Origin of the sequence: Paraburkholderia sp. 40 (assembly GCF_050434105.1) — a bacterium.
Classification (GTDB): domain Bacteria; phylum Pseudomonadota; class Gammaproteobacteria; order Burkholderiales; family Burkholderiaceae; genus Paraburkholderia; species Paraburkholderia tuberum.
On the sequence record NZ_JBNPVY010000002.1, the window covers coordinates 2,008,007 to 2,033,122 of the forward strand.

The following is a 25,116-nucleotide window of genomic DNA, read 5'->3' on the forward strand; positions in this document are numbered from 1 at the left end:
CGAACGACGCCACTCAGAGGTGCTCTGAGGCGTAAATTGTGTGGCCGGGAGAAGGGTCAGCGGAGATTGGCGGGCTTCTTCCACGGCAACAGCGCGTCGTAGTCGTCGACGGTCTTCGCCAGTGGCAGACGTTGCAACAGCCAGGTGAGGTAGCAGTACGGGTCGATGCCGTTGGCTTTTGCTGACTCGACCAGCGAATAAAGATTCGCACTCGCATGTGCGCCAGCAACTGTATCGGTAAACAGGAAGCTTTTGCGTGCGACGACAAACGGGCGAATGGAATTTTCGCAGGGATTGTTCGATATGGGCCAGTTGCCGTTCTCGACGTATCGGATCAGCTTGGGCCACTGTCCATACAGATAGGTCAGCGCCTTGCCGAGTAAGCTTTGCGGCACGACGCCGGGCAACTGTTCAAGCATCAGCTTTTCGATGGCATCCAGCACGCGTGGACTGTATCGTCGTCGCAATCGCTGTCGTCGTTCAGCCGGCCACGTTTCACTGCGCGCCTCCGCTGCGAACAGCTTGCCGATCAGTTTGATGAAGCGTGTGGCGAGCAGATCGGGGGAGCGGGCCGCCTTGGGCACGTTATCTTCGGCCTTGACCAGATACCGTCTCGCATGAGCCCAGCATCCGAGGTGCACGCTCAGGAGGGCGCTGGCGCCTCGTCCTCCGTCGTATGTGGTCTAGCGGATGTCACTGCCAGAAGCGGTTTCAATTTGCTATGCACCACGTTTCTGTCCGCTGTTGTGGTAGGCGAGGACAGCGGGCAACGCCCTTTTATCTGTTTTTGAGGAAGCGCTGGCTACGGTTTGGATGTGTTTCCCCTCCGGGGCCGGGTGCCTACTTACCCTTGCTCAAGCGCGCTCAATTGCGCCTGCCGGATGCAACGACGGTCTGTCGTTTTTTCGACGCCAAGTCTTAGCAACTTAGCGAACTGAAGGAGTTGCTTAACGGTCGGATACTCCCCTTCTGAAATCATGCGAGTCGCCTCGATCGATACACTCTCGCTAACGAACGCTTCTCGCTTTTGGCGAGCTTCTTCGAACATCTTGTTGCGCTTGTCGTGGGTCGGTTTCGCAATCTCTCGACACAGGTCCGGAAAGTGAGCGTAGCTGCATCGTCGTGCTCGGAAGCAAATCGTTCGATTCGAACGGGGGTTCTCTCTTGCGATTCAGTCTACAGCTTCGATGCGTACCGGCATCGCGCTCATTACCGGCATGGCGTTGATCGGATCAAGACCAACTGTAGTGCTGAGCAACTGGTTTGGATTGGCGCCGGCGTAGGTTTCGGGCTCCTCGTCGGGCATCGGTCCCCAGCCGTGCGGAATGGAAACGACGCCTCGGCGCAGTGCGGCGTCCGCTTTGACGATAGCTCGAATGCGGCCGTGCGGCGAAACAATGGCCACGCACTGGCCTTCGGTCAGTCCTTGAGCAGCCAGGTCATCGGGATGCACAAAGGCCGGATTGAACGGCATGCGTCGGCGGACCGCGGGCAAGTGGTGGTACATGGTGTTCTGCACGTCCCGCACGCGCCGCACCGCCAGGCGATGCGTGAACCCCGGCGGCGCCCCCGCTTCGTTCAGTACGCCCGCCAGTTCGCACTCGACGTCGTCCGGCATCACGTCGAAGCGCGCGGGGTTCCCTGGCTCGCCGGGCTGCACGATCATCGGTTCGATCTCGTAGATTTTCCCTTGTGGGTACAGCTTCAGTTCGTCAAATGAGATCGAGCCGTGGCGAACCAGGATCGCAAGCAGCTCTTCGGTGGTCGGAGCTGCGCGCATATCGAGCGGAACTTCGTCGAATATGATGGTCTTGCCCAGGCGCCGCGCCAGATCCCAGAATACGAACCAGTCGTCCACGACTTCGGATCCCTCCGGCGGCGTCGCCACGGCGGCCGAGTATTGTGCGTAAGGCTGAAACATGATGTAGGACTCATAGTCGCGCGAATGCAGGTCGGCGCGCTCGAACATCAGCTTCGGTGGAATCACATAGTGCGCGAGCCGCGCAGTGTTAGTCATGAAAGGCTCGATGCATACCAGCAGTTGCAGTTGGCGCAGTGCATCGGCGATGCGGCGCTGGTCGGGCACGGCATCGACTGGATTGCCGCCGTCGACCAACAGCGCGCGGATCTGGCCGGCGCCAGGCGTAGTGATTTCCTGAGCCAGCGTGCCGCTCATCTTCTGGCCGAACAGCATGCCATAGCCGCCGACACGGCTCTTCCAGCCGGATTCCCAGGAACGGCGTGGCGGAATCACTTCGGCGCGGCGCTGGTAGCGTGGGGCGATCACACCGGGATTCGGTACAGGGTCGCCGGGGCGAGCGAAGCGGCCACACACGACGTTGAGGCATTCGACCAGATGCTCGGCCAGATTGGAGTGCGGCGCCATGTTGGGCCCGGTTCCCGACGCGGCCGAGCCACGCTTGCGGCGCAGGCCGCCGGCCTCCCGGACGGGTTCCGCGAAGGCCGCAGCGGCGGCTTCGAGCCCTTCGACGCTTACGCCGGCGCGCTGGGCGACGTATTCGGGCGTGAACGGCTCGACCGCGCGCGCCAGTCGTCGCAGGTCCTTGACGTAGCGCGCGCAGAATTCAGCATCGTGCCAGCCGCGACACAGAATGATGCGCAGCAGGCCAGCCAGGACGCTCGGGTCCTCGCCCGGCAGCACCTGCAGGAAGACATCGGCATGGCGGGCGGTCTCTGTCTCTCGTGGATCAATCACCACCAGCTTCAGGCCGCGCTCCTTCGCTTCGTGGAGTTGCTTGACCGGATTCTGCAATGCAAAGTTGAACGTGGCTAGCGACACCAGCGGATTGGTGCCGACGAACAATAGCGCGTCGGCGAGCGCATACGGATCTTTGCCGGCAGCCCAGCCGCCCAGTCGCTCAAATGCCACCCATTTGGCCGACTGGTCGATGGTCATTGTAGAGAAAAACGAATTCGAACCCAGCGCCGCGAGGAAGGCGGGCAACATATGATTGGCGGCGAGGTTAGAGTAGTTCATGGTGCCGCGATAGGCTGCGACCGCATCGGCGCCGTGGCGCTCGATCAGTGCCTGGAGTTGCACCGCGATCTCGGCCAGCATCACGTCAAGCGGCATCTGCACGAAACTGCCATCGCGCTGCCGTTTCAGCGGGTGCAAGAGCCGCTCCGCGCTGTTATGCGCCTCATGCAGATACGCGCCCTTGATGCAGGCGTAGCCGCGCGTGAGCGGATTGTCGCGGTCGCCGCGCGCAGCAACGACGCGTCCGGCGTTGTCCAGGGTCAAGCGCAGTGAACAGTTGCCGGCGCAGATGCGGCAGGCGGTGACGGCTTCGCGTGGCACGGCGAGCTCCTCCTGTAGTGTGGCCCACACCTCGTAACCGCCCACAACTTTCGGCGTAAAGGTTAAAGCCGAGCCGGATACCTGCGCGATGACAGAGCACCCGCATACGACTAGCGTTAGATCGCCGCCAGATTGCGGCCGTCCATTCGCTATTATAAACGACGTTCATATTTTGACAAAATAGCCCGACGACCTGTTGCGAGCGCCGCTGCCCGCAAGTCCGGCACGCCGCGCCCCGGCGGGGACATCGGGCCTCGCGACGGCCCGTCGCACGAGAAGCACGCCCTCACGAAGATGGGAGGTCGATACGAACGTCAGCCAAAGCGACGTGAGTGGGATAAAAGTGGGCACCAAAGCGACGTTTCACTGCCGAGCAGATGTACGAGCCGCGATCCCCCAGCGGCTGCTCCATTGGGTCAGATCTATATTGGGCTATTTCGTGCATGTATGGACCCGACGCTTCTCTATCAGCGCTCATAACGCGCTCGCTCCAACCAGCCTCGCAAATCTGATCGAACAGCCAGCGTGCGCGTCGGTCAAATGACCGGTTTCGGCGCGTAACGCGACACCTGTCGATAAAGGGCGAGCGGCGCTTCATGGCCGGCTGTACGCATTCGGCCGGGTTGACCGCAAGCTGCCATCCAAAAGACCCCGCGTAGGCCAGCGGCAGCTTTGCGGCACTGCAACTCAGCAGGTTCAGTCGGCCACCTACGGTCGTTCGCCCTTGCGCTTAATGGTCATTCAACCGGCTGCTCTACTCAAGAAGCGGCCCGAAAGCCAGATTCGTCCCAGAAGAAGATGTCGGCATTTTCCTCACGAGCCTGTCAGACAATGTGTCGCCGGATCGTCAGCAGCCACGCACGCAGATTGCGGTCGGGCCAAAAGCCTTTCCAGCACGCGAGCGCCCGCTCGGCCGTATCGTGAACCAGATGGTCAGCCCAGACTGAGTCGCCCGTCAGCGCACGCGCATAGCGCCGCGGCTGCGGGAGCCGCGATATCACTTCCGCTTCGAAGTTCGCGCGGCGCTGACGGTCGCGCGAGCGCGCATCAATAGCCGCTGCTGCTGCTGGTGCCGCTGCTGCTGCCCGACGAGCTCGTGTCGCCCGTGGACTGGCACGCGGCCAACGACAACGATGCGACTCCTAGCGCGATGATCACGCATACGGCCGATAGCAGTCTTGATACTTTCATTTAGAACTCTCCTGCACGGCCAACGCGACTGACTTGTCGCGCGGCCACGCGTTGAGCCGGTGAGTCGCGGATCGCTGGCGGCAAGTGCCGCGACGCCGGTGAACGTTTACAAAAAGGACAGACAAACCTCCTGCAAAACGGAGACGCAACCGCTGTGCGCGGCCGACGATTCCGTTTCGCGGTTCCACGGCTTCGCGGTCTCGCACGCGACGCCTAATCTACAAACGCCCACGGCGCGCCATTATTCCACCACATTGATTATTTGTGACACGTATCGCCTCGGGACGATGCACGCTCGACGCGGCACGGACTTTGCGCAAGCTCCACGACCGTTTGCTGGCATAGCCCCGCATCGCTCGAACGGTGTTCGCGCGTTGCCGACGATACCTTGCTCGTGAAGCGCGGCGGATGTCCGAAGCACCCGCGTGCTGCCGGATGAGTCGGGTTCATGTCGACCGTGAAGAGACCCTCGCTAGCTGGAGCCGCGAGGCCGTTGGTCCCGCATCGGCTGCCATTCGCGCGCGATCGATGAAGGGAACCAAGACTGGCCTATTCTGTTGAATCGCCGCGCAGCGCCTTCGACCTGCCCGTAAAAACGGTCGACCACTCTGATCGGTCATCTCCGCGGCGTGCTTTCTGCGGTGCGCGTGCACTAGCGCAAGTTCGTTTTGGCAAGCTCGATGATTTCATCGCCTCGCCCGCTGAGGATCGCGCGCAGCATGAACAGGCTAAACCCCTTCGCATGCGCGAGCTCGACCTTGGGCGGCATCGCAAGTTCGTACTTCGATGTCACCACATCGACGAGCGCCGGCCCCGAATGTGAAAAAGCGGCTTTCAGCGCGTCCGGAAGACTTTCCGACTCCTCAACCCTGATACTGAAAATCTCGGCGCCTTTCGCAATCGCCGCAAAATCGGTCTTGCTCAGATCCACGTTGGTATCCACGAATCCGGCAGCCTTCAACTCCATCGAAACGAAGCCAAGCAAACTGTTGTTGAACACGACAACCTTGATCGGCAGATCCAATTGTCGCGCCGATAGAAGATCGCCGAGTAGCATCGACAATCCGCCGTCGCCGGAAAGCGAGACGACCTGGCGCCCAGGATTCGCGCCCTGCGCGCCGAGCGCCTGCGGCATGGCATTCGCCATCGATCCGTGATTGAACGAGCCATGCAACTGCCGCTTGCCGTTCATCGTCAGATAGCGGGCCGCCCAGAGTGTCGGCGTGCCGACATCCGCGGTAAAAATGGCATCTTCGTCGGCCGCTTCGTCGATGAGCCTGGTCAGGTATTGCGGATGAATTGGCCTGCCTGGAGCGGACGCGACAGCGAGGTCGTCCAGCCCTTTTCTTGCCGAAGCGTAGTGCTTGCGCGCATTGTCGAGAAATCCACGATCGGTCTTTCTGTGCAAACGCGGCAGTACTGCCTTGATCGTATCCTTGACCGTTCCCACCAGTCCAAGTGCAAGCGGCGCACGATGGCCGAGTTGCGAGCCCTTCCAATCGATCTGGACAACCTTTGCGTTGCTCGGATAAAACGGGCGATACGGAAAATCCGTGCCCAACATGAGCAGCGTGTCGCACGATTGCATCGCGTGATAGCCCGAGCTGAAACCAATCAGGCCCGTCATGCCGACGTCGAAAGGATTGTCCCATTCGACGAACTGCTTGCCGCGCAAAGCGTGAACCACGGGCGCAGCCAGCGTGTCCGCCAATGCTACGACTTCGTCATGGGCGCCTTGCGTGCCGCTGCCGCACAGCAACGTCACAGCCGCGGACGTGTTGAGAAGATCCGCCAGTCGGTCGAGGTCGTTATCTGCCGGAACGATGGACGGCGGAGCCGATTCGGTCCAACTCGCGGTTTCCACGGGCCCATCGCTCAACGCTACGTCGCCCGGTAAGACGATGACGGCGACTCCGCGCTGCTCGACGGCAGTGTGCATTGCGCGCGCGAGGACGCGAGGAAACTGCTGCGCGTTCGACACCAACTCGGCGAAATAGCTGCATTCCCTGAACAACTCCTGAGGATGCGTCTCCTGAAAGTAGCCGAGGCCGATTTCCGTCGACGGAATATGCGCTGCAATCGCGAGCACGGACTGATGATTGCGATGACAGTCGAACAGTCCATTAATCAGGTGAAGATTGCCCGGACCGCAGCTGCCCGCGCACACGGCGAGCCGCCCTGTCGATGCAGCATCGGCACCGGCCGCAAAAGCGGCACTCTCCTCATGACGTGTGTGCATCCAGCGGATCGAGCCGAGTCGGCTCAGGCTAAACGCCAGTCCATTCAGACTGTCGCCCGTCACGCCCCAGATGCGCTCGACCCCTGCGGCCTCAAGCGTTTTTGCCAGATATTCAGCGATCGTCTGCTTTGCCATGGTCAACTCCTCACTGAAAAAGGAATGCCGGCACCCGCCAAGCCGGCCCGTGGCCAGCCGTAACGTGCAAGAAGGCGGTTAGCGGCGCGTCGGAATGCAGTTCCATCGGATCGTGCGACTCGCGGCGCTACCGCCGAGGCTCAAACGCCTGCCTCACACATGCTCGGGCCACGCAGGCACCAGTTCGCCGCTCAACTGATACCTTAGTGCATATCAGGCATATCAGGCATGTCGGCACTTCGAAAGGAAGCGGGCGAAAATCGTGCGGGCTGCGGTTGGATTGGCCCGCGCGCTTGACGCCGACAACGACCAGGAAGCGGTGCAGATCTGCTTGCCCTGCACGACTCACTCGCCACGCAGCGCACCCTGGGAGCCATCGGCTTCATACGGTGGCGAAATGGAACGTGGCCGTGGCTTTATCCGGCGGTAGACATCCTTGCGGCGAATGGGCTTTGCGTGTTCATGCTCGCTCGGCGTCGCCGGGTGCAAGTCCCTGGGAAAATGAGTTCGATCGAATGCATGTTCGCGCGCCGCATACTGAGGTGCGCGAACATGCACATTGGCTTCGACGCTAGTAGCGCGCCACGTCGATTATCGCCTCCGCAAACGCCTGCGGTGCTTCTTGCGGCAAATTGTGACCGATGCCGCCTCCGATGGTACGTTGCGTGCCGATGTTCAGAACGCCGGCGTCGATCTGCTTGATCGTCGCGAACGATGTTGGTCGCGGCGCAGCGCTACCGTTTGTATCTCCTGCAACAGACTGCGCATTCGCCCAGCCATTCAAACCGAGGTTGAGCGCGGCGGCGCCGATGGCGACGCTCCCGAGAAGGCGTCGACGACGCCTATTGATTTCATCCGACATTGCGAATCTCCTTCGAACGTTACGCTGTGCGCGACAGCGATCATCGCAGCGACCTGAAGGCAGCGCGAATTTCTTCCGAGAAAAGTTGCGGTTGTTCCCATGCCGCGAAGTGGCCGCCCTTGTTCACTTCGTTGAAGTAGATGAGGTTGTGATAGCTGCGCTCGGTCCAACTGCGGGGCGCCTGATAGATCTCGCCGGGAAACACCGTCACGGCGGCTGGGATCGAGATGTTCACGCTATTGAAGTTGTTCGCGTTGTTGGTCCAGTAAAGCTGCGCCGCCGACGTGGAGGTATTGGTCAGCCAGTACAACGTGATGTCGTCGAGCATCTCGTCTTTGCTCAATGACCGTTCAGGATCGCCGCCGCTGTAGGTCCAGTCCGCGAATTTGTCGTACATCCACGCAGCCTGCCCGACCGGAGAGTCCGCGAGCGCATAGCCGATCGTCTGCGGACGTGTGACCATCATCGCCGCATAGCCGCCGCCGCGCGTGTACAGATTGTTCAACGACTGGTAGGCGATTTTCTCCTTGTCGGAAAGTCCGCGCGGCGGCGGATCGCCTGCCTTCAGCCGCTTTGCGATTTCGGGCGGCACGGTCGCCGGCATGTTGACGTGAATGCCGAGCAAGCCCGGCGGCTTTTGCGCGGCCATCTTGTCGGCGATCACCGAGCCCCAGTCTCCGCCCTGCGCGACGTAGTGCTGATAGCCCAACCGCCGCATCAGTTCTTCCCACGCTCGCGCGATGTGATCAGGCGTCCAGTCGGTCGTTGCCGGCTTGCCCGAAAACCCATATCCGGGCATCGATGGCAGAACCAGATCGAACGAATCCTCCGCCCGTCCTCCGTACGCTACCGGGTCAGTCAACGGTCCGATCACCTTGAGCTCTTCGAAGACCGAGCCGGGCCAGCCATGCGTCATGATGAGCGGCAACGCACCGGGATTTTTCGAGCGTACCCAGATGAAGTGAATATCGACCCCGTCGATCGTGGTCACGTACTGCGGCAGCGCGTTGAGCTTCGCTTCAGCGGTCCGCCAGTCGTAGTCGGTGCCCCAATACTGCACGAGCGCCTGCAGCTTCGCGAGCTGCGCGCCTTGCGACCGATCCGTCACCGTCTCCGGTTGCGGCCAGCGCGTCTGCGCGATGCGTTTCTTCAGGTCGGCTAGTTGCGCGTCGGAAAAGTGCGCCGTGAACGGGCGGATCGCCGTGTCGTCCGTCGACGCAGCCGACGTCGCGGGCGCCTCGGCCGCAAGCGCGGTCGCCGGCAAGTTCGCGATGGCGGGAGCCGCCATCAGCGCGGTGACGAGTAGGGATTTGAGGACTTTCATGAGGAGTTCTCCTGACCTGCGATAAGGAAACGGTGACTAGAATGGGAACTGAAAGAGTCGGTCGACCGCTGGTGCGGAAGGATCGTCGAGGTCCGCTTGTTCGCGTTCAATCAAATCCGCGCATCCATAGCGCATTTATATGGGCGGCCGCCGAGATCGCAAAGGACGTAGAAACTACGGTTTCAGGACACCACTCAAAGGAATCGCCGTGCCGTCAGTCGCGTTCGTCGTGTTCGATGGGTTTCACGCCATGTCGCTCGCTGCGCAGCCGGTGTTTTCGTTTGCTAATCAGAAATTCGGTGAATCGTTCTACGAAGTACACACGCTGTCGGAACATGGCGCGCCGGTCAGACCGATCGGTGGTCCCACGGTGATGACCGAACCCTTCGAAGAGCGAACCTTCGACACGGTTCTTTTCACGGGCGGCGATCCCGGCGCGGTGCGGCCGTCCCATGGGCTGCTCGCCTACGCACGTCACAGCGCGGCGAAGGCCCGGCGCGTCGCCGCTATTTGCACGGGCGCCTTCGTGCTGGCGGAAGCGGGCCTTCTCGACGGCAAGCGCGCCACCACGCACTGGGTCTATGCGTCCGCGCTGCGGAAGAAATTTCCGCGCATCCGTGTGGAGGAAGACCGGATTTACGCGGTCGACGGTTCGATTTGGACGTCGGCGGGCATGACGGCGGGAATCGATCTCGCGTTGGCGCTGGTCGAGGCCGATCTGGGGGTGGACGTTGCGAGATCGGTCGCGCAAACGCTCGTCGTTTCCCATCGACGCGCCGGTGGTCAGTCCCAGCATTCGGCGTTGCTGGAACTCGATGCGAAATCGGATCGCATTCAGTCCGCGCTGACGTACGCGCGGAAGAATCTCGCGCAACCGCTGCTGGTGGAACAACTGGCTGAAGTCGCGCGGCTCAGCCCGCGTCAGTTCAGCCGCGCGTTCCGGGCGGAGACGGGGCAATCGCCCGCCAAGGCCGTCGAGAGACTGCGTCTCGAAGCCGCGCGGCTCATGCTGGAAAGGAGCCGCCATACGGTCGAACAGATCGCCCAGCAGACTGGATTTTCCGACCCGCGCCGCATGCGCGATGCGTTCACTCGAGCGTTCGGACAACCGCCACAGGCGATACGTCGCAATGCTCGCTGGGCCGCACCGGGATGATGGGTGCGGCGCAGCGCAGTCTTCGACCAGTAGGTCTGCTCGGCAATGACCCGCGCGACCGTTTGCAGCGACTGCTCGAGCGTCGTCAAGCTGACCGAGCCGAGCGCGAGCCGGATCGCGTGCGGTACGTGCGCCGACGCGGCGAACGGATGCGCGGTCGAAACGGCGATCTTCTCGCGCCTCAGGGCCATGGCGATCACGTCCGCGCGCACTTCCCTGGGCAAGCGGAAGCCAGAGAAAGTACGACACTGGATGGCCAATCCGCTTCACGCCGCCTGGCAAACGGCCGGCGATCGTCTGGCGCAACGCGGCGTCGCGGCGTTTGTCGGCCGCGAGCATGTCGACCGTACCGTCTTCGATCCAGCCGCATGCGATGGCTGTGAGGATCGCCGGCGTGTTCCAGGTGGTTGCCCGGATGGTTCGGCTTTCAGAACGGGCTTGCCATCGCGGGCGACTACATGTCCGCGGCCTCGTTTCTCGGTCTCTCCGGGATGGTCTTCATGTTCGGCTTCGACGGTCTGATCTATTCGATCGGCTTTCTCGTCGGCTGGCCATTCGTGATGTTCCTGCTCGCGGAGCCCTTGCGCAATCTCGGCAAGTTCACGTTCGTCGACGTGGTCGCCTATCGTTTCGAGCAAGCGCCGATTCGTCTGCTGACTGCCAGCACGTCGCTAGTCGTCGTGATCTTCTATCTCGTCGTGCAGATGGTCGGCGCGGGAAAGCTCATCCAGCTGCTGTTCGGCTTGCCTTACTGGGTGGCCGAAGTGATCGTCGGCGCGCTAATGGTCATCTACGTGTTTTTCGGCGGCATGACGGCGACGACGTGGGTGCAGATCATCAAGGCGGTGCTACTGCTGTGTGGCGCCACGTTCATGGCTATCATCGCGCTCGCGCAATTCGGCTTCAGTCCCGATCAGATGTTCAGGCGCGCCGTCGACGTTCATCCCGCCGCGCTCAGCATCATGGCGCCCGGCAAACTGCTGAAGGATCCGCTCAATGCGCTTTCGCTCGGCATCGCGCTGATGTTCGGCACCGCCGGTTTCCCGCATATCCTGATGCGCTTCTTCACCGTTCCCGACGCGAAGGAAGCGCGTAAGTCCGTATGCGTCGCGACCGGCTTCATCGGGTACTTCTATCTGCTGACATTCGTGATCGGCTTCTCGGCGATCGCTTTGCTCGCCCAACATCCCGAGTACTTCAAAACCGCCGTCGATGGCCATTTCGATCTCACGCGCGATCTGCTCGGCGGCTCGAACATGGTCGCGGTCAATCTGGCTCATGCTTTGGGCGGCAGTCTGTTCTACGGCTTCATCGCTGCCGTGACTTTCGCGACGATTCTCGCGGTCTTCGCCGGGCTCACGCTTTCCGGTGCGACCACGGTTTCGCACGATCTCTACGCGTGCTGGCTCGCGCGCGGCAAGGGCGACGAAGCTCGCGAAATGCGCATATCGCGCGCGGCAACGTTGATGCTGAGCGTCGTCGCGATCGGATTCGGCATTCTCTTCGAGCATGTCAACGTGGCGTTTCTCGTCGGTCTGGTCGCCGCGGTCGCGGCCAGCGCGAATTTTCCGGTGCTGGTATCGTCGATTTTCTGGCGCGGCATGACCACTCGCGGTGCTGTCGTCGGGGGCGGCCTCGGACCCGTGTCCGCAGTGTTTCTGACGCTGTTTTCCAGGTCGGTATGGGTGGACGTGCTGCATCAGGCGCATGCGCTCGTGCCGCTCGACAACCCGGCGGTGATTTCAGTGCCGCTTGCGTTCGCGGGCATATGGATCTTCTCGATGCTGGATCGCGGCGCGGGCGCCCAGCGGGAGCGCGAAGCTTTCGCCATGCAGGAGTTCTATGGCCAGACGGGTCTCTTGCCCATGAAGGCGGTCGATCATTGATCGTGGATCGGTGCTCGTGAAATCGACAGGACGCGACGACGTCCTCATCGGCGGCGAAATCGGCGGGCTCGCCGCGAATTGCGACTACAGAAACTCCACTTGCCTCCGACGGAGGCTCATCCGTGCAGCACATCATTCAAAGGAATAGCGATGAATACCCGTGAAGTTGTCATTGCCCATGCCGTTCGCACGCCGATCGGCGCATTCGGCGGATCGTTGAAGGACGTCCCCGCAACTGCACTCGGCGCGCTCGCTGTGAGGGAAACGTTGCGGCGCGCCGCGCTCGATCCGAAAGCGCTGTCGTCCGTTGTAATGGGCAACGTCGTCCAGGCCGGCAACAGGATGAATCCGGCACGACAGGCCGCCATCGGCGGCGGCGTGCCCGTATCGGTACCCGCGCTCACCGTCAACCGTGTCTGTGGCTCGGGCGCGCAGGCGATCGTCTCGGCGGCTCAGGAAATCGCGCTTGGCTACGGTGAGGTGGCGGTTGCCGGCGGCATGGAAAGCATGGAGCGCGCGCCGTATCTGCTGGACACTGCACGGTGGGGCAGCCGCATGGGTAATGCGCAAATGCACGACAGCATGCTACGCGATGGTCTTGTAGATGCATTCTCGGGTGAGCACTCGGGCTGGCACACGGAAGATCTGGTGACGAAATCCGACCTTACGCGGCGCGCCCAGGACGAGTGGGCGGCGCGTTCGCAGCAACGGTTCGCGGCTGCGCAGGAACGTGGCGCATTCGACGCCGAACTCGTCGCCGTCGAAATAGAAGGGCGCAAGGGCAGCATCCAGTTCACGCGCGACGAGCAGCCGTGTCCGGAAACGACCGTGGAAACGCTGGCAAAGCTGCGTCCCGCGTTCCGTCCCGATGGCACGATCACGGCGGGCAATGCGCCCGGCCTGAACAGCGGTGCGGCGGCAATGGTCGTGGCCGAGCGCGGTTATGCCGACGCCAAGGGGATCGAAGCGAGTGCGCGCCTTGCGGCTTTCGGCATCGCCGCCGTCGAGCCCGGCATGTTCGGTCTCGGTCCCGTGCCGGCCGTGCATATCGCGTTGGAGCGAGCGGGCTGGAAGCTCACCGATATCGAACGCATCGAGATCAACGAGGCATTCGCCGCCGTGCCACTCGCGGTTGCCCAGCAGCTCGGACTCGCGCACGACATCGTCAATGTCGAAGGCGGCGCGATCGCGCACGGTCATCCGATCGGAGCAACGGGCGCGGTCCTGACCACGCGTCTCGTCCATTCGATGCGCCGCGACGGCCTGAAGCGCGGCATCGTCACGCTGTGCATCGGCGGCGGTCAGGGTATGGCGCTCGCGCTGGAGATGCTGTAACGGCATGAGTGGTGGACTTGATCAGCATTGCCGACTTTGTGCCGCTCGTGTCGCCACGCCCAGCCGAGGATCGCGAAGAAATGCGTAGCAACGCAGCAGTTGGACGGGGGCGCGATCAATCCAGGTCGCTGATCCCTCAGAACGAACCGGCTAGTCGCACGTCGAATTGTCGGGACATCATCAAGGTGCAACAAGCAGCGTGGGGATCGCTCATGAAACTCCAGTGCTCGAGTCTATTCCAGCAATCGGCCTACGTCGCCGGCTCGTGGGTTGATGACACCGATCTTCCCAGGATTCCAGTCACGAATCCGGCAACGAGGGAAGTGCTAGGCTCCGTACCGCAAGTAACCATGGAACATGTGGAGGAGGCTATTGCCTCCGGTGCGGCCGCATTTCAGGAGTGGCGTGACTGGAGTAGCCGCGAACGCGCTTCCGTGCTGAAGGAGTGGGCGTCATTAGTCCTGGCTCATCGTGATGACCTGGCAATGGTCTTGTGCCTGGAACAGGGCAAGCCTCTGCACGAAGCCCGTGCGGAGATTTCGCAAGCCGCTAACTATCTTGAGTGGTTTGGGGAAGAAGCGCGTCGAATCTACGGTGACAACATTCCTGCGCCTCGCCGCAATCAGCGTATCCGGGTGCTACATCAGCCCATCGGAGTTTGCGGCGCGCTCACTTACTGGACGTTTCCGTCGTCGATGGTAGCGAGACGATTAGGAGCGGCACTCGCTGCAGGCTGCAGCGTAATACATCATCCCGATCCGAAGACGCCATTCTCGGCGCTTGCGCTATGCCTGCTTGGCGAAAGCGCAGGTTTGCCCCGAGGCGTGCTATCGGTGCTCACAGGTGAGAGCGATGCGATCGGCCGTGCGCTTGCGTCGAGCCCGACGGTCAGAAAAGTCTCTTTTACCGGGGCCATTGAAGATGGCAAGCGTTTGATGGCCATGTGCTCTTCCACGGTCAAAAAGGTGTCGCTCGAACTGGGAGCGAACTGTGCGTTCATTGTGTTCGATGACGCTGACGTCGATCTGGCTGTCAAAGGAGCGCTAGATGCGCGTTTCAGGCACTCTGGCCAGGCAGCCATGTGCGCGAATCGGTTCTTCGTCCACGAAGATGTTTACGAATGCTTCGTCTCTAAACTGGTGTCCAGAGTCGCTGCATTGAAAGTCGACGACGGCCTCTCCGAAGGTGCTCAGATCGGCCCACTCATCAATGATGACGCAGTGACACGCGTCGAAAATCTCGTGAACGACGCGGTGCAGTCGGGTGCGTCGATTTTGACTGGCGGGTCGCGTCTGTCTCCCGGATCAAACTTTTTCCGACCCACTGTGCTGACGAACGTTGAGCCAGAGATGAGCGTTTGCGGCGACGAAGTTCTGGCTCCGATTGCAAATGTGCTTCGTTTTACCGACGAGGCGCAAGTGATCGAACTGGCAAACAATACGCGGACCGGCCTTGCCGCCTATTTCTATACCTCGGATATCGGCCGCGCCTTCCGTGTGATGGAGTCTCTCGAGACCGGCGTTGTTGGAGTCAACGATAGCCTTGTGTTTAACGAGGTAGCACCGTTTGGTGGCATTAAGGAATCAGGCATGGGGCGTGAGGGCGCTCATTCCGGAATCGAGGCATACCTCGAAGCCAAATACGTCTGCTTCGGAAATCTTTGAGCCGATTGACAGTGGGGACGCCGGAGCGAGGGACGCGAGGAGCTTCGAGAGGCAATCACCCCGGATCCTGCTATCAACGGTCTTCACACGGTCCGCCAACCCCGCGGAAAGCATGTGAACAGCGCTCTTCGTCGCGCATTGCTGCGAATGGAGGCGAGGGCTGCACCTGACCGAAAATCAGTCGAATTCATCCTGCAGAAAGACAAGCGCGGCACGATTCTAGCTACACCGTTGTTGCAGATGGCCGTTGCAGGAAGGAACACAGTTGTGAAAAAGGCGCCCTCAAAAGATCTCCCGCCTCCTGCCCAGCGGGCGCCAAGGGCTTTTATGCGGGGCTGACAGGCAAGGGGCCCAGATCGCTCGATGCGTCATCATCGCTGTGGCGCAGCATGATTCAATTGACCGTCGCCAACGAAGCGGCATATCTTGAGCATTGCCGACGCTACGCTCTCGACCACCTGGGCCAACAGGTCAGATAGCGAGGTATCGGTTGCACGTCCGCGGCAGGTTCGATCTCATCGCTGCACGCGCGATAACCCACGATAAGTCAGGCGCCTGCATCGAACAACAGGACAGACCAGGCCCATCTTTTGCGGTCTGCGCGCGCACGTCGTTCTTGATTAGGGTGGAAGATCATCATGTCGAGACAGCCCGGTTGGTCGGTCGTCATCGGTGCAATCACACTTGTGTTTCTCGCGCTCACTTCGCTTTACCTCGTGATCGGCGGAGCATGGCTGATTGCCGTAGGCGGGTCGTGGTACTACCTGATCACGGGCCTGCTGCTCGCGGTAGTGACGTGGTTGCTTTACCGGCGCAAGCCCGCTGCGCTCGTTCTCTACGCGCTCGTGATGATTGCGACGGCGGTCTGGGCACTGTGGGAGTCCGGCACGGACTTCTGGGCATTGGCTCCGCGCTCCGGGGTGCTGGTCATTTTCGGCGTGTGGCTACTGCTGCTCGTGAGCTGGCGGATGGAGGGCGCACGCGGGCTCGGCATTGGTTCGCTCGTCGTTGCATTGGCTGTCTGGGCGGGCGTGCTCATCTACGCGAACTTCAACGACCCGCAAACGGTCAACGGGAGCTTCAGTGCGGCATCGGCGGCCCCCGCAGAGACCGGTGATGACGCCGCCGACTGGCCGACCTACGCGCGCACCCAGGCCGGTACCCGCTATTCCCCGCTGACTCAAATCACGCCTGCAAACGTCAAGGACTTACAGGTCGCGTGGACCTTCCGGACCGGGGATAGCAAAGGCACCAACGACCCCGTCGAGATTACGGACGAAGTCACGCCGATCAAGATCGGCGAGACCTTGTTTCTATGCTCGCCGCATCAGATCCTATGGGCGTTGGATGCGCGGACCGGCAAGTTGAAATGGAAATTCGATCCGCAGCTGAAGGCCGATCCGTCGTTCCAGCACGTGACCTGCCGTGGTGTGTCTTACGTCGATCTTTCCGCGGCCGGTCCCGCGCCGACGGCTGATCAGCCCTCGGGCGCATCGGCCGCCGCGCCGGATCAGCAGGCAGCGTCGGCCGCGGCGCCCGCTCAGCAACCAGCGTCTGCGCCCGCTGCGACTGCCACGACCGCCGAGGCCTGCATGCGCCGCATCTTTCTGCCCGTCAACGATGGCCACCTGTATGCGCTTGACGCTGAGACAGGAGCACTGTGCAAAACCTTTGCCAACGGCGGCGATCTCGATCTCCAGCACAACCAGCCGGTGACGACCCCCGGCATGTATGAGCCGACCTCGCCGCCGGTCATCACGAACGACGTGATCGTCGTCGCGGGCGCGGTCGAGGACAACTATTCGACGCGCGAGCCGTCGGGCGTGATCCGCGGCTTCGATGTGCGTTCCGGCGAACTGCTGTGGGTGTTCGACCCGGGCGCGAAGGACCCGAATCAGAATCCTCCCGCCGGCGGTCACTACACGCTCAATTCCCCAAACTCGTGGGCGCCCGCTGCATACGATCCCAAGCTGGACATCGTCTATCTGCCGATGGGTGTGACCACGCCGGACATCTGGGGCGGCAACCGGACGGCGGATCAGGAGCGTTTCGCGAGCGGCCTGCTCGCGCTGCACGCGTCGACGGGCAAGCTCGCGTGGTTCTATCAGACGGTCCACCACGACCTGTGGGACATGGACCTGCCATCGCAGCCCACGCTTGCGGACATTACCGACGTCAAGGGCAATACCGTGCCTGTCGTGTATGCGCCGGCCAAAACCGGCAACCTGTTCGTGCTCGACCGGCGCACGGGCGTGCCGGTGGTGCCGGCTCCGGAGCGCCCGGTGCCGCAGGGTGCGGCGCCCGGCGACCATGTTTCGCCTACCCAGCCGTTCTCCGGACTGACATTCCGGCCATCGAAGGATCTCACCGATGCCGACATGTGGGGCGCCACGATGTACGACCAGCTGGTATGCCGGATCATGTTCCACAAGCTGCGCTATGAAGGCACCTTCACACCCCCATCAGAGCAAGGAACGCTGGTCTTTCCGGGCAATCTCGGCATGTTCGAGTGGGGCGGCATGGCGGTCGACACAGATCGCCAGATTGCGGTCGCCAATCCGATTGCGCTGCCGTTCGTTTCGCGGCTGATTCCGCGTGGCCCGGGCAATCCGATTCAGCCGGTACCGGGCGCGAAAGGTTCGGGGACGGAGACCGGAATTCAGCCGCAATACGGCGTTCCGTTCGGCGTGACACTGAATGCGTTCATGTCGCCGTTCGGTCTTCCTTGCAAGCAACCTGCCTGGGGCTTCATTTCGGCGATCGATCTGAAGACCAACCAGATCGTATGGAAGAAGCGGATCGGAACGGTGCGGGACAGCTCGCCGATTCCGTTGCCGTTCAAGATGGGGATGCCGATGCTCGGCGGCCCGATCATCACGGCGGGCGGCGTGGCGTTCATCGGCGCGACGGCCGACAACTACATTCGCGGCTTCGACGTGAACAACGGCAGGCAACTCTGGCAGGCGCGTCTGCCCGCCGGCGGGCAGGCAACGCCGATGAGCTATTCGGTCAACGGACGTCAGTTCGTGGTGATTGCGGCAGGCGGTCATGGCTCATTCGGTACGAAGCTCGGCGACTACGTGATTGCCTATGCGTTGCCGCAATAGCAAAGCGGTGAAGCAGGGTGGACGTGCGTGGACAGGACTGCCACGTCCACGCACGGCAATGCGGTCATCTGTTTGTCACTGACTTGCGGCGGACGGCGAACTGCTCGCCGCCGAATCCGCGTTGGCTGTTCCACCCGCCTTATCGGCGGGCTTGCAGCCCGCGCACATCGCGGCGATAGCTATCGTGATCGCGCTCGCGAGAAGCCGGCGGTAGAGGATTGGTTTCATGACATCTCCTGGTTGGGTGGCATCCGATCAATACTTGCGACGCAATCAGACAGCACTCGTCGGGCTATCCTGCAGAGCTAAGCATCTCCTATTCCCGCTACTTTGAATTCACGTCAGTGCGAGAATCTGTCGGTCACTCCGCGTACTGAGAAACCCAATATGGGCTCCGACCTTGCCCAGATAAAGGCTATCAATCCACCAGGTTCCAAGGCCGCTTTTGGAGTACTAGCGACGCTCGGATGTCCGACTATTCCTCACAGCGATCGTCCCCTCATGGCCCAGATTGTGTCAAAACGCATTTTGGAGCGCTAGAATTTGCCATCCGATAGCGAAGGATGAGCAAGATGAAACGGTTCGTTCAAGGCGACAATCGTACGCAAAGCTTTCTCCTCCCCGAAGCCCTCGATGACTACGTGACGGACACCAATCCCGTGCGCGTAGTTGATGTCTTTGTCGATGAGCTTGATCTGCATAAGCTTGGGTTTGAAGGCGTCGAACCAGCATTGACCGGTCGGCCGTCGTATCACCCCGAGGTGATGCTCAAGATCTATATCTACGGTTACCTGAACCGTATTCAGTCGAGCCGCCGCCTTGAACGCGAGGCCCAGCGCAACGTCGAACTGATGTGGCTTACAGGCCGCCTTGCACCGGACTTCAAGACCATTGCGCGGTTCCGTAAAGACAACGGCAAAGCGATCCGTAGCGTCTGCCGTCAGTTCGTCATGCTATGCCAGCGTCTGGACCTCTTCGCCGAAGCGATCGTTGCGATTGACGGCAGCAAGTTCAAGGCGGTGAACCACCGTGACCGTAACTTCACGAGCGCGAAGCTTGAACGACGCATGCGCGACATCGAGTCAAGTATTGCTCGCTATCTTGAGGCGATGGACACAGCGGATCGTCAGGAGCCTGCAATCGCGAAGGTCAGGACGGAGCGACTGCAAGACAAGATTGCGGCCTTGAAGGAGCAGATGCGAGGCCTCAAGGAGATCGAGGTCCAACTCAACGCAGCACCCGACAAACAGGTATCGCTCACGGATCCAGATGCCCGTTCGATGAAGACTCGAGGTACGGGGGTTGTTGGTTACAACGTGCAGACTGCAGTTGACGCAAAGCACCACCTGATCGTCGCGCACGTCGTTATCAATGATGGGATCGATCGTGATCAGTTGACGTCAATGGCGAAGCTTGCCCGTACAGAGATGGCCGTGGACAAGCTCACTGCAGTTGCGGACCGGGGCTACTACAAGAGCGAGGAAATACTCGCATGCCATGAGGCTGGAATAAGCGTGCTCGTTCCGAAACCGGTGACATCGAGCGCAACGGCTAATGGCCGCTTCGGCAAGGATGACTTCATTTACAACGCACAGACGGACGAATATCGGTGCCCGGCGGGCCAGCGGCTAATCTGACGATTCTCAACTGTTGAGCGCGGTCTGAAGATCAGTAAATACTGGAGTTCAAATTGCCAGCAATGCTCACTAAAGGGGGATTGCACTCCAGGCCCTCAACGTCGCGTGGCACGCTGGGAACACGAAGATGTTCTCGATGAGATGCAGGCGCGACTTGATCATGCGCCTGAGATGATGCGCATCCGGCGACAGACTGTCGAGCATCCGTTCGGGACGATCAAGGCATGGATGGGCGCCACTCATTTCCTGACACGGACCATCGAGCGGGTGAGCACAGAAATGAGCTTGCACGTGCTTGCGTACAACATGAAGCGGGTGATCAAGCTACTCGGTTCAGAAGCGTTGATGACAGCGATGCGGGCGTGAGCCCTGTTGGGAGGTGCTGCGCCTTCGCAATACTTTCGCTGTGATTTGACGCTCGGATCGCCGCAATCGAAAAGTCGAGACCTGCGTCAAGCCAGGTTTCGTTAATTCCCAGTCGCTGCCCGTTTTGACACGCTCTGGGCCGCGCGCTGTCCGATGCGTGTTGACTCATGTGTAAGCGCCTCGCGTCGGCCGTTCGTGATGTGTCGCGCGCATGTGGCACGCTATCGGTAACGCGTTGATCGATACCTCGCGGATACCGGCAGGAGACGTTGCGGCGATCAGGTTGTCGCTGACGGCGGAGTGGATTGCGTGGGCAACTTGCCGACCATGTTCCAGGGCAGCAGTTCGTCTATGCGACTGATTTTGTGGTCCGCGATGTGAGTCAGGATGTATTCCAGATATGCACGGGGGTTGATGTCATTCAGTTTGCACGAGCCGATCAGACCGTACATGGCAGCGGCCCGTTCGCCTCCACTGTCGGAGCCTGCAAACAGGAAGTTTTTCCTCCCCAGACTTACACAGCGCAGAGCGTTTTCGGCGAGAGCGTTGCTGATCTCAATACGACCGTCTTCGCAGTACAGAACGAGTGCGTTCCATTGATTGAGCGAGTAGCGTATCGCCTTGGCCAACTCGGATTTTGCCGACAGGGTCGCGATCTTGTCCGTCATCCACGCCTTGATGGTCGCGAGCACCGCGAGGCTTCTCTCCTGCCGTACGCGCAATCGTTCGGCGGCGGGCTCGCCCCGGATATCAGCCTCAATGTCGTAGAGTTCGCCGATCAGCTCGAGTACGTGCCTTGTCGACTCAGTCGGCGTGCGGACATGAACGTCGTATATGTACCGTCTCGCGTGATCCCAGCAAGCCGCCTCACGAATCTTGCCGCCTGCATACAGCTCGTCGAAACCACCGTAGGCGTCGGCCTGCAGGACGCCCTTGAATCCGGCCAGATGAGTCTGCGGATGTATCCCCTTTCGGTCGGGCGAGTAGGCAAACCAGACTGCGGCCGGGTCCGTCGAGCCCGAACGGCTGTCGTCGCGAACGTACACCCACAGGCGACCCGTGCGCGTCTTTTTGTTGCCCGGTGCAAGCACCGGGATCGGCGTGTCGTCCGCGTGCAGCTTGAACGTTGCCATCGTGTAGACGCGCAGCGCTTCGGTCAACGGCTCGCACAAAGCCTCGCACTGGCCGACCCAGCGCCCCATGCTGGCGGGGTCGAGCTTAACGCCGTCACGCGCGGCAATTGCCGACTGCCGGTACAGCGGTTGATGATCAGCGAACTTCGAAACGAGGATGTCAGCAAGCAGGCCCGGATGCGCGATGCTGCGCTCAATTGGCAAGCCCGGCATCGGCGGCTGCGAGATGTGATTGCAGCAGGTGCAGACCGCCTTGCGGCGGATCGTGCGAATCACCTTGAACATGGCGGCGACACGGGCAAGCTGCTCGGACACGTCCTCGCCGAGTGGCCGCATGGTGTTGCCGCAGTTCGGGCAGCTCGGATCGGGTTCGAGCACGCGCTCTTCACGCGGCAGATGGGGCGGCAACGCCTCCTTCGAGGCTGCTGCGCCGGCGGGCACACTTGTGCCCGATGTGCGGTCGCGGCGAACATCCGCGACACCGCGCCCACCGCTCAGCTCATCCAGTTCCGTTTCGAGCCGCTCGATCTGCCGGTCCAGCTGCTCGGACTTGCGGCCAAACTGCACCCGTTTGAGTTTGTCGATCTGGGCCTTGAGCTGTTCGATCTCGATATCGCGCTCGGCAAGCTGGGCACGAGCCTCCAGCAGCAAGGCCTTAAGCGCATCGACGTCATCCGGAAGACGGGCATCATCGGTCATGCGCCGGAGTTTACGCGTGCCCCGAAGCGTTTACAACACCGATAGCGCCGCGGTTCGACGCGGCTGCCGCCAGTCAATGCCCTCGAGTAGCATCGAGAGTTGTGCCTGTGTCAGATGGACCTTACCGCCGTCGGCCTGCGGCCAGACAAACCGCCCTCGCTCAAGCCGCTTCGCCAGGAGCCATAGCCCGTCCTCCGTGGCCCACAGGATTTTGATGAGGTCACCGCGCCTGCCCCGGAAGATGAAGACGTTCCCGTCGAACGGATTCTCCTCCAGTGCAGTTTGCACCTTCGCCGCCAGGCCCTGAAATCCGGAACGCATGTCGGTGACGCCAGCCGCAATCCAGATGCGGGTGCCCGCCGGCAGCCCGATCATCGGGACAGTTCTCGTACCAGTAACCGCAGCATATCAGGCGACACGTTGCCGCGGATGCGCAGGCGTGCACGGTCAAATTCGATCTCGCAGACGTTCTCCGACACAGCCTCGCGCATGGACATCGATGTCTCGGTTTCGGCGACAACGCTCACCGGAAGAAACGGTGCAACGTCAACCTCTGACTGCTGTTGCACATGCGCCGGATGTGGTGCTCCGAATACGCCTTGAAGATATTGGCGACGCCATCTGAACAGCAGGTTGGTGTTAATGTCGTTGCGACGCGCGACCAGCGATACGGAAGCTCCCGGTTCGAAGGTCTGTTCGACCAGCTGTCGCTTGAATTCGCGCGGAAAGTTCGGGCGCCTACCGGGCGCTTCGTTCTTGCCATCTACTATGTCGGCCACTTTGGTTCCCGCCAAAAAATTTGGTGGGAACCAAATTACCTCCATTTATGGCTGCTTAGAGAACGGCCGAGATGAGGCGCTTACACTCATGTTGACCCACTGGAGACATCTGGGAGCGACTCACGACCGTCCGCAGTATGTTCAATGGTGCCGGCAGTTAGCGTATGCCCTGACATCGAACGCTACGAGTTTCTGCGGTAGCGACAGGCCGTACTACGAGCGCCGCATGGCGTCTTGAATGAAAACAGGTTAGGAGAGACTCCATGCGTAGCGGGAACGTGGGGTTGCGATTCCGGCACTTCGCCGTGCGCGCAGGTGGTTGGCTTCGTTCAGTGTTCGCATGGCTGTGGAGAAACGCGGACCCCGTGTCGAAATGGGCAACCACGCTCGGAACCGTCGCCGTGATCGGCGGGGCAATATTCGCGTATTACCAGTTCGACCTCGCTGGCGGTTCAGACTGGGCGATCAATTTATCCCTGTCTACCGAGGTCTTGCCATACAGCGACAATCTCGGATAGCTTGTAGTGCATGTGCGGTCGAAGAACGCACGCGGCAGTGAAGTCGATGTTGAACCACCCGATGACAGTTTCAAGCTGAAGATAAAGCGGATTCCAGACGGTTTTGCGGCCAGTAGCGTCATTAATCCTGACGACGATTCCAACACGCGCGATCTAATAAAGGAAATAAGCCTTCTCCCGAAAGAAGGCTACGTGTTCGCTCCCGGCGCCGATTTTGACGATGCTAGGGGAATCGTGCTGCCGCTCGGCAGCAAGGTGTCGGTTTCCGCGAAACTGGTCCACGATGGCGATGACGTTTCCGCGAGTCGCTTTCTGACAGTGGAACCTCCGGTGGGAAATCTTGGCACCGACGAAGGCCGTGATAAGTAGAGGGGCGTCGTGGCATGGACGGCCGCAACAGGCCGCATTACAAATACCGAATGGCAGCGTGTGCGAGCGTCAATTGAGCGATGTGCAGCACGGACGGCGACCGACCCACTTCTGCCGTTGGATGCCGCGTCAGATGAGCGACAGCTTTCGAGGCCCAACTGTCATCCACGCGTCGTCGACCGCCCGCCGGTCTGCTTGCCTACATGCCGTTCGCTGGACAACGAACACTGTTCATCCCGAGCGACCTTCACCGCCGGCGTCACGCGTCCGTCCGCGGTTCCGGCCTCAATCGAACTCCAGCCCTATCAGACGTCCTATTATGAGGAGGGGGCGGTCGTGAACCAACACGGGCGAAACATCCCTGGAGGGCCGACATGAGAACGCTTTTGCGCACGCTGTTTGGAGCGATTGTCCTGCTCGGTCATCTTTCAACCGGGCACGCCTGGGAAGATACGCCGCCGCTGCGAATCAACTATCTGGCCTACCCGGTCGACTGGAACGGCAAGCCGATCATGATCGGCGCGCGACTGCAGGTGCCAGTCAACGTGTCCGGCAAGCTTCCTGCTGTGATCCTCATGCATGGCACCTCCGGTCTAAGTTACCGTGGCGTCTACTACGCCGCCGCGCTCAATCGCGCCGGTATCGCCACGCTCGAAATCGATCAATGGGGCGGCCGGGGTCTTCCGGGAGGGGCGTCCAGTCGTCCCAAGGCGCTTGGCGACAATCTGCCCGACATCGTCGGCGCGTATCGCCTGCTTGAAGGACGACCGGCAATCGACGCCTCGCGCATCGGCATCATGGGCAGTTCGATGGGCGGCATCGAGTCTCTGCTCATGATGACGCACCGCCACAGCGATGCACTTCTCGGCAAGGATATCCACCTGAAAGCAGCCGTGGCGTTCTACCCCGTATGCTGGCTTTATAACCATGTGCCAGGCGCCGACTTCGGCGACCTCGTTGACGCGCCGATCCGGATCTTCGTCGGCACGGCGGACGACTACGATGGTGGCGCAGCCGCTTGCCAGGCGCTCTTGCATAGTCTCGCGCCGGCCGATGCCGCACACGTCTCACTGCGAGCCTTCCCGGGCGCGACGCACGAATTCGATGTGTTTGACGGTCGTCGTGAATTCAACGACCCGGGTGCGAATCGGCGAAAAGGTGGGGTAATTCATGTCCAGCCCGATCCCGAGGCGCGTCAGCAGGCGCGTGACGACCTCGTGCAATTCTTTACAACCGCCTTTAAGCAAAACTAGCCCGAGGGGCGTCACGCGCCCGGAGCCACACTTCCCGGCGGTCGGTCGTATGCGATGGGGTACGGGACCACTGTAGCCAACGCGATAGACGTGATCGGCGCACAAACGTCCGTCGTCTGGGCGAAGCGGACGCTCGAACGTCCG

At 61.2% G+C, this 25,116-nt stretch carries 15 protein-coding genes and 5 pseudogenes; 8 read left to right on the forward strand and 12 right to left on the reverse strand.

Features of this window, described 5'->3' with window-relative positions:
• Nucleotides 1-56 precede the first annotated feature (56 nt).
• The 7 genes and pseudogenes from OKW28_RS10550 to OKW28_RS10580 form a co-directional block, all read right to left on the reverse strand.
• A pseudogene (locus tag OKW28_RS10550) lies at nt 57-641 on the reverse strand (IS66 family transposase); the annotation flags it as partial.
• Nucleotides 642-1,171: 530 nt separating this feature from the next.
• Entirely contained in the window at nt 1,172-3,319 is a 2,148-nt protein-coding gene (locus OKW28_RS10555) for a molybdopterin-containing oxidoreductase family protein (protein ID WP_429445307.1), read from the reverse strand.
• Nucleotides 3,320-4,149: 830 nt separating this feature from the next.
• Nucleotides 4,150-4,371: pseudogene (locus tag OKW28_RS10560) on the reverse strand (sigma factor); the annotation flags it as partial.
• Complete coding sequence (locus OKW28_RS10565; RefSeq protein WP_184062066.1) at nt 4,367-4,510, reverse strand: hypothetical protein; 144 nt, start codon at nt 4,508-4,510, stop codon at nt 4,367-4,369. The gene OKW28_RS10565 and the pseudogene OKW28_RS10560, both read right to left, overlap by 5 nt.
• 652 nt (nt 4,511-5,162) lie before the next feature.
• Complete coding sequence (poxB, locus tag OKW28_RS10570; RefSeq protein ID WP_429445309.1) at nt 5,163-6,884, reverse strand: ubiquinone-dependent pyruvate dehydrogenase; 1,722 nt, start codon at nt 6,882-6,884, stop codon at nt 5,163-5,165.
• Nucleotides 6,885-7,455: 571 nt separating this feature from the next.
• Nucleotides 7,456-7,746 carry a hypothetical protein gene (locus OKW28_RS10575; RefSeq protein ID WP_429447010.1) on the reverse strand — a complete coding sequence of 97 codons (291 nt, stop codon included), beginning with the start codon at nt 7,744-7,746 and terminating at the stop codon, nt 7,456-7,458.
• A 40-nt stretch (nt 7,747-7,786) separates the two neighbouring features.
• Nucleotides 7,787-9,070: an epoxide hydrolase family protein gene (locus OKW28_RS10580; RefSeq protein ID WP_429445311.1), complete on the reverse strand. Its 1,284-nt coding sequence runs from the start codon at nt 9,068-9,070 to the stop codon at nt 7,787-7,789.
• Nucleotides 9,071-9,278: 208 nt separating this feature from the next.
• Here OKW28_RS10580 and OKW28_RS10585 point away from each other — a divergent pair, with 208 nt between their 5' ends.
• The gene (locus OKW28_RS10585) at nt 9,279-10,226 is read left to right on the forward strand and encodes a GlxA family transcriptional regulator (RefSeq protein ID WP_429445313.1); all 948 of its coding nucleotides are present in this window, start codon (nt 9,279-9,281) and stop codon (nt 10,224-10,226) included.
• Between the two features lie 29 nt (nt 10,227-10,255).
• Here OKW28_RS10585 and OKW28_RS10590 read toward each other — a convergent pair.
• Nucleotides 10,256-10,649 (reverse strand): annotated as a pseudogene (locus OKW28_RS10590) (PLP-dependent aminotransferase family protein); the annotation flags it as partial.
• Here OKW28_RS10590 and actP point away from each other — a divergent pair.
• The 4 genes and pseudogenes from actP to OKW28_RS10610 all read left to right on the forward strand — a co-directional run.
• Nucleotides 10,640-12,112, forward strand: a pseudogene (gene actP, locus OKW28_RS10595) (cation/acetate symporter ActP); the annotation flags it as partial. The pseudogenes OKW28_RS10590 and actP overlap by 10 nt on opposite strands.
• 150 nt (nt 12,113-12,262) lie before the next feature.
• Nucleotides 12,263-13,447: a thiolase family protein gene (locus OKW28_RS10600; protein WP_429445315.1), complete on the forward strand. Its 1,185-nt coding sequence runs from the start codon at nt 12,263-12,265 to the stop codon at nt 13,445-13,447.
• Between the two features lie 212 nt (nt 13,448-13,659).
• Nucleotides 13,660-15,111: an NAD-dependent succinate-semialdehyde dehydrogenase gene (locus OKW28_RS10605; RefSeq protein WP_429446915.1), complete on the forward strand. Its 1,452-nt coding sequence runs from the start codon at nt 13,660-13,662 to the stop codon at nt 15,109-15,111.
• 638 nt (nt 15,112-15,749) lie between these two features.
• Nucleotides 15,750-18,218: a glucose/quinate/shikimate family membrane-bound PQQ-dependent dehydrogenase gene (locus OKW28_RS10610; RefSeq protein ID WP_429445317.1), complete on the forward strand. Its 2,469-nt coding sequence runs from the start codon at nt 15,750-15,752 to the stop codon at nt 18,216-18,218.
• Between the two features lie 75 nt (nt 18,219-18,293).
• Here the strand turns inward: OKW28_RS10610 and OKW28_RS10615 are convergent, their stop codons facing one another.
• Nucleotides 18,294-18,446, reverse strand: coding sequence for a hypothetical protein (locus tag OKW28_RS10615; protein ID WP_184010528.1), 153 nt, complete (start codon nt 18,444-18,446; stop codon nt 18,294-18,296).
• 344 nt (nt 18,447-18,790) lie between these two features.
• Here OKW28_RS10615 and OKW28_RS10620 point away from each other — a divergent pair.
• Nucleotides 18,791-20,221 (forward strand): annotated as a pseudogene (locus OKW28_RS10620) (IS1182 family transposase).
• A gap of 278 nt (nt 20,222-20,499) precedes the next feature.
• Here OKW28_RS10620 and tnpC read toward each other — a convergent pair.
• The 3 genes from tnpC to tnpA are packed head-to-tail and all read right to left on the reverse strand — an operon-like array spanning nt 20,500 to nt 22,832.
• On the reverse strand, nt 20,500-22,053 hold the full coding sequence (tnpC, locus tag OKW28_RS10625; RefSeq protein ID WP_429444456.1) for an IS66 family transposase: 1,554 nt from the start codon (nt 22,051-22,053) through the stop codon (nt 20,500-20,502).
• A gap of 30 nt (nt 22,054-22,083) precedes the next feature.
• Nucleotides 22,084-22,428 carry an IS66 family insertion sequence element accessory protein TnpB gene (gene tnpB / locus OKW28_RS10630; RefSeq protein WP_429444458.1) on the reverse strand — a complete coding sequence of 115 codons (345 nt, stop codon included), beginning with the start codon at nt 22,426-22,428 and terminating at the stop codon, nt 22,084-22,086.
• On the reverse strand, nt 22,425-22,832 hold the full coding sequence (gene tnpA, locus OKW28_RS10635) for an IS66-like element accessory protein TnpA (RefSeq protein ID WP_429444462.1): 408 nt from the start codon (nt 22,830-22,832) through the stop codon (nt 22,425-22,427). The genes tnpB and tnpA overlap by 4 nt, the downstream gene beginning before the upstream one ends.
• A gap of 524 nt (nt 22,833-23,356) precedes the next feature.
• Between tnpA and OKW28_RS10640 the strand changes: the two genes are divergently transcribed.
• Together OKW28_RS10640 and OKW28_RS10645 are read left to right on the forward strand one after the other, a co-directional pair.
• Nucleotides 23,357-23,719, forward strand: a complete 363-nt coding sequence (locus OKW28_RS10640; RefSeq protein ID WP_429445319.1) for a hypothetical protein — start codon at nt 23,357-23,359, stop codon at nt 23,717-23,719.
• A 374-nt stretch (nt 23,720-24,093) separates the two neighbouring features.
• Entirely contained in the window at nt 24,094-24,972 is an 879-nt protein-coding gene (locus OKW28_RS10645) for a dienelactone hydrolase family protein (protein ID WP_429445321.1), read from the forward strand.
• Nucleotides 24,973-25,116: the final 144 nt, after the last annotated feature.